Here is a 7601-nt window from a genome sequence, read left to right on the forward strand (position 1 = left end):
TAAGAATAACAAAGAAGTATGAAAGTTATAAAAAGTACAATATCAAAGTTTATGAAAAGTTTATTCTAGTTTTTATTAAAAATTTATAGGAGGAATGTAAGTGAATATAAGAAAAGCTATAAGTATTTTAGGAGAAGAAAGAAGAACTCTTGAATTAATAGCAGAAGTGACAACAGAGGATAAGAGGAAAAAGGAGCTCAAGGAAAGAGTACAAGCTTATGATCTTATACTTAATCAAATAGAAGGTAAGCAACCTATAGTAAGAATTAAAGAATTTTTAGATAGCAATAAAAATTGGTGCAGAAATGTATTTGTAAATGATGAACTAATATCAAATGAAAATATTGAGTTTATAAGTAAGAGACCTAGCAAAGAGGTTAAAGTAGTAGAGCTAGTAATTAAAGATAATACAGCAGCTATAAATTCTAATAATTTTTTTACTAAGCGAGAAAAATCAATCTTAAGTATGAAGAAAAGAATTAAAAAACTTAGTAGAGAGTTGGGAGTGAGCATACATGGATAATACTGAAGCAATAAAAGAGCTTAAGGAAATAATAGAAGATAGGAAAAGTTATTTAGTTGGAGATTATGATAAATCCTTTGAAAAACATATACAAGCTTTAGAGTATGCAATTAAAGAATTAGAAAAAACTGCTCTTGAAGTACCAGTTCAAGAGCAGTTATTGAAGATAAATAATAATATCAAATTTACTCAAGTCAGTGTAATGGTATGTTCGTTATTTACAATAATAGGATTTGATTTATTATTCTATAGATTTAATAAGAGTATTCAAGGAATTATTAATATTCTCAATAATGATCTCAGTATTACTAGAGATATTTTGAGTATTCTTAAAAGTATCATGAATGTCTTTGGTAACTTCTAGTTGTTCTTTTTGAAGTTCTATTAGAGCTTTTTGGTTATCTATTATTGTTTCAGATGAATTATCAAAATATGGCTGAATTAATGCAAAAAGACTTATAAGAAGGCTTAAAAAATTGTAAAAGCTTTCTTTAGTTAACGAAGATTCTTGAATATTTTGTTTTAAATCTAACAAAGAACTTTTACATTCATCTAAATCATCAGTCGAATCAGTATAATATTCAAAGTTATCTATAGATGTATAAACATCATCAATAGTGTTACTGAACACTGATTTATCAATAGATTCTATAGTATCAGAACTATAATTTGACATTATTTTTAAGTTGTTGAGACTATTCAAGGCAATATTAGCTACAGCTGAATTTATTGAAGCAATCATTTCATTATTGATTTCATTCATATGTTCAATTAATGGCTGAATTGATGAATTAATTGATTCAGTTAATATGTTCAAACTTGCTTGAATAGATTCAATTAAAGGATTCATGTATGCACTTGTATCAATTACAGGTATAGATGATTTGATAATAGAGTTAATTCTTTCAGAATACACATTAAAATTTGGTGTTACCATATTAGAATTATTAGACAAATAAACACCTCCTTTCATTAAAATCTAATACGATTTTACCATATATAGGGGGATTAAATCAAAATAAGAAAGGAATAGGAAAAGTGAGTAAGATTATGAAACTTAAAGAAATGCTTAATGAATCAATAGAGCTATGGGGAACAGAAGACATAGTAACTAAAATGTTAAGTCAAAGATTGGATAAAGAAATTAATAAAATACAAATAAATATATATAAAGAGTATAAGAAGGGAGCATAAGAAAGTGAAGAATCCTAAGAAGCCAACATATGTACAAAGAAAAGAATTAAGTAAGTTAGGATATGATCCTAGAGAATATATGATAATAGCAGCACCACCACATGAATTTACTTTATTACATACATCGTCACAAACAATTATACCTAATGTAGAAAGAATAAAATGATTTGTGATAATTGTAAGTGTACAAGTAGTTCATGGATACATTGTAAAAAAGGAATTTTAGTGTGCGATAAGTGCTGCAAAGATTGTAAGTACTTAGATAAAAGGACAAGTTTATTTATATGTAAGTATAAGTGAAATAAAAAACACATTACTTAAGCACGAAAATAAGTAATGTGTTTTGTAGAAGGTTATAGATTAAAAGTTTCTAATTTTAGTCTATAACATAAGTTAGGGTATGTCAAATACCTTATTATTTTTTTATTTTTTTTAGATACCGAAAGGGTCTTAGGGGGCTTGTAATAGGTACTATATTTAGTTACACGCTATAAATTTATATAAAAAATAATAAAAAGGAAATGGATTAAAAGAAAGGATAAGAGAGATATATGTTTTATAGAACAAAGACACAGACATTAAAAAAATTAATAGACGTAGTAGTGGAAGAATCTTTAGAAATAAAAAAGATATCTACTTATCCTTTATTCGATATTAAAGAGAAGTATAAGAGTAGAAAGCAAAAGAAGAATCAATCAAGAAAAGAACAGAAGGATTGGAATGAGAAAAATACAAAGGAATACTTTATTGCAAAAGCACATTGTAATTTTGATAAAAGCGATTATGTATGGCACGTAACATTTGATGATGATAATAGACCTGAAACATTAGAAGAAGCGGAAAGAGTTTTTAGAAATTTAATGATAAAGGTTAATAGATGGAGAAAGAAAAGGGGAATACCACGAGCTAGATATATGGCAGTTATAGAATATGGTAAAAGCGGTAAGGTTCACTGGCATATTCTTATAGATGGGAAACTTCATAGGGATATATTAGAAGAAGCGTGGACTAAAGGAACATCTAATGTTGATAGAATAAAAGAAAATGAAGAAGGGTTTAAAGATTTATGCAAATATATGCTTAAAAATCCTAAAGGTAAAAAAAGATATAAGCCATCAAGAGGAAATTTAGTAGAGCCACCAGTACCAACAATAAATGATAATAAATTCTCAAGACGACAAATGATAAAAATGGTAACTAATCAGCCAACTAAAGAAGAAATAGAGAAGTGGTATCCAGGATATATATTAACTAAGTTTGATATAAAGAAAGATAAAAAATATGGTGGTGTATATATGAATATTGAACTTAGACGTTATGTAAAAAATAAAAATATTATTGATAAATATGGAGGAAAGACAAATAAAAATGAACTTAGAATCTGATTTAAAACTTTGCAATGAGATAGTAGAGCAATATAGGAAAATGACATCTGAAAATATAGAGGGAGCATTTAAGTTAAGTCAATTGGCTATAGGAATGTATGACAGAATTAATGAGATTAGATTAAGAGTAAGTACATTAGATAAAAGTGCTTTAGGGAAATATACTAAATCTGATTTGAAAGAATATCTAAGAAGCAAGATGAAGTTAATGGAATATATACATGTTCAGAGTAGAGCAATATATGTAGCTGCAAGAGCAGATAAGAAGTTTAGTAGATATTAAAAATGAATAGAGGTGATAGTATGGCATACAACTTTGATATGGCTAACAAGGGTAGACAGTTTGAAGAAGAGGTTATAAGAGCTAATACGTATTACAAGAATACAGGACAAGCATTAATACAGAAGATAAGTACTCCTTGGAATGTAGTTAGAAGAGGAAACAAGATTATAAGTGCATTTCCACAAGGCAAAAGTACATTAGATTTTAGAGGAACAGTAAAAAGTGGTCTAAGTGTAAGTTTTGATTGTAAGGAAAGTGAAGATGAAAGAGGGTTACCTTTAAAGCACATTCAAGACCACCAAATTGAATATATAAGAAGTGCCTTAGAAATAGGAGAAACAAGTTTTATATTATGTTCCATGAAAAAGTTAAACAAAGTATTTTTTATTCCAGGAACAATAGTAATTGAATATTGGGATAGATGGAAAGAGAACAAAGGAAGAAGAGGATATAACTATATTCCAATATTAAATATGAAAGAAGTATTTTATGGTGAAAATTCTAATTTAGATTATCTAAGGATTTTATAAAAGTAGAAATTTGATATTATTACCAATTAATTAAGAAAATTTGTTCTTTCAAAATTAAATAATATGGTGTTTTATAATTGAGTATAAATTATTAAATTATAGGTTAAGATATAGTGGAAAAACTTTTGAGATATATAGGAGGAGTTATGAAATTAAAAAAGGTTTTATTTGCATTAATATTAATAGTTATTACTACTATTTTTAAGATTCCTATTAATACGAGTGCATATCAACCATATAAATCTGATGTGTACAGACAAGGGGTATATGAACTGGGAGAATTAAATGAATATGAAGCTTCTTTTGAGTTGTTAACTGATACTCCAACTTATGTATTATTAGCTGATAAGAATAAAGAATTTCTATCATATTTTAAACTTCCATATAAACAAAAAATTTCTCTTAATAATTTAGGAGATAATGCAACAATGGCAATTATTGGACTAGGTGAAGTGGCAGTAGTATATGAAGAAAAATAATAGTTTAGGTTAAATACCGTATTATTCAAAAGGAATATGCGGTATTTTTACTGTGTAATTTAAAGAAAGGAGTGATAAGAATGTTAGAAGTGAAGAGGATAGAGGAAAAAATAACAGAAATTAAAGTTTCTAATAAACAGAATAAATTTTTAATAGAACAATTAAAGTTCATAGGAGCAAGACCAATAAAAGAAAGCAATAGATATACGTATTTTAGATTTAATGGTGACTTTGCAGAGTGTGGAAAATATTTAGGAATTGGATAAATAAAAGCTTATTTAAAATTTAAATAGTAAGGGTGATGGAGTATGAAGAAAATATCAATAATAAATTTAAAAGGTGGAGTAGCAAAGACTATATCGGCTATAAATATGGCTCACATATTGGCAACAATACACAAGAAGAGGGTTTTATTAATAGATTTAGACAAGCAAGGGAATACAACAAAGTTATTTGATAAACATAATAAAAGTGAATATAGTGTAGCAGATCTTATTACAAATAGATGCTCCATAGATGAAGTAATATTAAAAACTGATTATGAAAACTTAGATTTAATACCAGCTAATATGGACTTAATAGAAGCTAACTTTAAAGTGATGTTAGATGTATCTATACCACAACAGTTTAGATTGAAAAAACATTTAGATGAAGTAGAGAAATGTTATGACTATTGCATTATAGATAATCCACCAGACATAAATGTAAGTGCAATAAATGCACTTGTAGCAAGTGATGATGTACTTATACCAATAAAGATAGATAAGTTTGCATTTGATGGAATGAAGGAACTAATAGAGCAGATAGAAAATGCAAAAGTAATAAATCCTAAATTAGAGCTTAAAGGGTGCTTTGTAACTCTATTTAATAAAAATGATGTAAATATACAAGGTGAAGAGTTATTAAGAAATAATAAAGAATATAAGATGTTTAATACACATATTAGAAGAACTGTAAAGGCAGATGAAAGCACATTTGCTAATGTTCCAATTTTAGAATATAGCAAAAGATGTGGAGCTGCTAAAGACTATAAAGCTTTAGTAGAGGAATATTTAAGTAAATAAAAATGTATCCGATTCGGATACAAAATATATAAAGCTATATTAAAAGGGGGAGAACACATGGCATTTAATATGATGGACTTATTAAATAACAATTCGAAACCAACACAAGATAAAGAAGAAAGTAAAGCGAGATTTAAATTAACTCAAATTAACATAAATAAATTAGTTCCTTCTGAGAATAATTTCTATTCAATAGACAAAATAGAAGAGTTGAAGAATACAATAGAGCTTTTAGGATTACAACAAAATTTAGTTGTTAAAAAGATAGAAGACGGAATGTATAAGATAATATCTGGACATAGAAGATATTATTCAATGTTAAGGCTATATCAAGAAGGTAATAAGAATTTTGAATATGTTCCTTGCAAGGTAGAAGAGGAAGATAAACTTAAAAATGAATTGAGATTAATAATAACAAATTCTACAGCTAGAGAACTTACAGATTGGGAAAAGATACACCAAGCTAAAAGGCTGAAAGAATTATTAACGGAATATAAGGAAAGAGAAAAGATACCGGGAAGAGTTAGGAATATAGTAGCAGATATTCTTAATGTTTCGGCTACTCAAGTTGCAAGAATGGAAAGTGTATCAAATAACCTTATAGATGATTTTAAAGAAGAAATGAAAGAAGATAATGTAAAAATATCGGTAGCTTATGAACTTTCTAAATTGCCAGAAGAAAAGCAAAGAGAAGTATATAAGGAACATGAAGATAAAAGGAATATAACAATAAAAGATATAAAGCAAAAATCAGAAGATGAAAAAGAAGTAATAGAGGTTTTAGAAGGACAAGTCACAGTTGAAGAAGCTTTGAACATAAGTAAAGATGATTTAAAAGTAAATCAAGAAGAGGAATTAATAATACAAGATGGAAACGGAAATATCTTAAGTACAGTAAAAGTAGATACAGAAACAGGGGAAGTATTAGAGGAAAAGATAAATAATAGCAAAATTAATTATAAAAATAAAATCTTTATAGACTTAGATGGAGCAAATGAAGATGATAACTTAAGGCAAAATATATCAGCAATAGCAAGGAAATATGAAGAAGTAACAACTAAATATAAAAGTGGTGATTTACAAATTAATTTTATATCAAATTCAATATATGAAAATGAAATTGAATTACTTGTAAATAAAGAAGGTATAGAAATTAAAAGCGTAGATCATGAAGATTGTATAGAGCTATATAACAAAATAATTTTGATAGCACATTAAAGTTAAAATCAAAGACTTTGTAAAAAGGGATTACAAACAGTACTGAGAAGGTGCAAATTTTATCAATGGTCTTTGTTAGTCTAGGGGGAGTAAATCCCCCAATTTAAAGTAAAGTGCAAATTGATTATATTATGTATTAAGAAAGAGAGGTAAATAGGATGGAAGCTAATAATATAGAAAATGGAATGAAAGTTTATTTTGATGGAGATAGTGAATGGTATGCAAGTCCATTAAATATTGAAGAAACAAAAAAATGGGCGGCAGAAGAGTATGGATATGGTGAAGAGTTAGAGTTCGAAGAATGTGACTTAGATAATGATGGAGCATGGATTGTAACCGAAGATGAAGAGTACATGAAAGCTTTAGGAGATTACGATGAAAAATGTTATGGAGGAATTGGAGATTTAAGAAATAGCATAATGGAGCATGGGAAAGTAGATAGATTAACTAGTTTTAGAGAAATATTAAAAAGAGATGGATATTCTAATAAGCCTTATGAAATAGCTTCAACAAATTATTAATCCGCAATTCAAATATATTATGAGTAATTTGATATTATTATGAACTAATTAAGAAAGTTTGGTCTTTGAAAATTGAATAGTATGGTATAAAAAAAGTTATTTCAGTGAATATGATAGAAATATTTTAAAGCTATATTAATAAATATGTAAAGTTTAATTATATTGATGTATAATTATATTATATAGGTTGTATGTTTGCTAAAGTAGTTAATATTATAATTTTAGGAGGAGTATTATGAAAATAGCAATTGTATATGACAGTATAACTGGAAATACCAAGAAGATAGCTGAAGAACTAAAAAAAGAAATTAATGGATTAAACCTTGTTTATTTTGGAGAACCACAAAACGTTGAAGCAGATTTGTATATTGTAGGTTCTTGGACAGATAAAGGAATGTGTTCGA

13 protein-coding genes are annotated in these 7601 nt (G+C 27.1%); 12 read left to right on the plus strand and 1 reads right to left on the minus strand.

Going from position 1 to position 7601, the window contains the following annotated elements:
• The first annotated feature begins 100 nt into the window (after positions 1–100).
• Positions 101–523: a hypothetical protein gene (locus J7M87_RS05750; RefSeq protein WP_271846158.1), complete on the plus strand. Its 423-nt coding sequence runs from the start codon at positions 101–103 to the stop codon at positions 521–523.
• 241 nt (positions 524–764) lie between these two features.
• On the opposite strand, the gene J7M87_RS05755 is transcribed toward J7M87_RS05750, so the two are convergent.
• Positions 765–1478, minus strand: a complete 714-nt coding sequence (locus tag J7M87_RS05755; RefSeq protein WP_291649554.1) for a hypothetical protein — start codon at positions 1476–1478, stop codon at positions 765–767.
• Between the two features lie 83 nt (positions 1479–1561).
• Here J7M87_RS05755 and J7M87_RS05760 point away from each other — a divergent pair, with 83 nt between their 5' ends.
• The 11 genes from J7M87_RS05760 to J7M87_RS20420 form a co-directional block, all read left to right on the plus strand.
• Positions 1562–1717 carry a hypothetical protein gene (locus J7M87_RS05760; RefSeq protein WP_291649556.1) on the plus strand — a complete coding sequence of 52 codons (156 nt, stop codon included), beginning with the start codon at positions 1562–1564 and terminating at the stop codon, positions 1715–1717.
• Positions 1718–1721: 4 nt separating this feature from the next.
• Complete coding sequence (locus tag J7M87_RS05765; protein WP_291649558.1) at positions 1722–1883, plus strand: hypothetical protein; 162 nt, start codon at positions 1722–1724, stop codon at positions 1881–1883.
• 385 nt (positions 1884–2268) lie between these two features.
• Entirely contained in the window at positions 2269–3102 is an 834-nt protein-coding gene (locus tag J7M87_RS05770; protein ID WP_291649559.1) for a hypothetical protein, read from the plus strand.
• Positions 3086–3385, plus strand: a complete 300-nt coding sequence (locus J7M87_RS05775; RefSeq protein ID WP_291649560.1) for a hypothetical protein — start codon at positions 3086–3088, stop codon at positions 3383–3385. The genes J7M87_RS05770 and J7M87_RS05775 overlap by 17 nt, the downstream gene beginning before the upstream one ends.
• Before the next feature lie 20 nt (positions 3386–3405).
• Positions 3406–3915, plus strand: coding sequence for a Holliday junction resolvase RecU (locus tag J7M87_RS05780; RefSeq protein WP_291649561.1), 510 nt, complete (start codon positions 3406–3408; stop codon positions 3913–3915).
• A 146-nt stretch (positions 3916–4061) separates the two neighbouring features.
• Complete coding sequence (locus J7M87_RS05785; RefSeq protein WP_291649563.1) at positions 4062–4394, plus strand: hypothetical protein; 333 nt, start codon at positions 4062–4064, stop codon at positions 4392–4394.
• Between the two features lie 80 nt (positions 4395–4474).
• A complete protein-coding gene (locus J7M87_RS05790) occupies positions 4475–4660 on the plus strand; it encodes a hypothetical protein (RefSeq protein ID WP_291649564.1) in 186 nt (61 codons plus the stop codon).
• A gap of 42 nt (positions 4661–4702) precedes the next feature.
• A complete protein-coding gene (locus J7M87_RS05795) occupies positions 4703–5458 on the plus strand; it encodes an AAA family ATPase (RefSeq protein WP_291649566.1) in 756 nt (251 codons plus the stop codon).
• A 57-nt stretch (positions 5459–5515) separates the two neighbouring features.
• Entirely contained in the window at positions 5516–6676 is a 1161-nt protein-coding gene (locus J7M87_RS05800) for a ParB/RepB/Spo0J family partition protein (protein ID WP_291649568.1), read from the plus strand.
• Between the two features lie 158 nt (positions 6677–6834).
• Entirely contained in the window at positions 6835–7197 is a 363-nt protein-coding gene (locus J7M87_RS05805; protein ID WP_291649569.1) for a hypothetical protein, read from the plus strand.
• A gap of 235 nt (positions 7198–7432) precedes the next feature.
• Positions 7433–7601: flavodoxin family protein (locus J7M87_RS20420; RefSeq protein ID WP_365844687.1), on the plus strand; the 169-nt coding region annotated here is incomplete at its 3' end.

This window comes from Clostridium sp., assembly GCF_017888565.1.
GTDB lineage: Bacteria > Bacillota > Clostridia > Clostridiales > Clostridiaceae > Clostridium.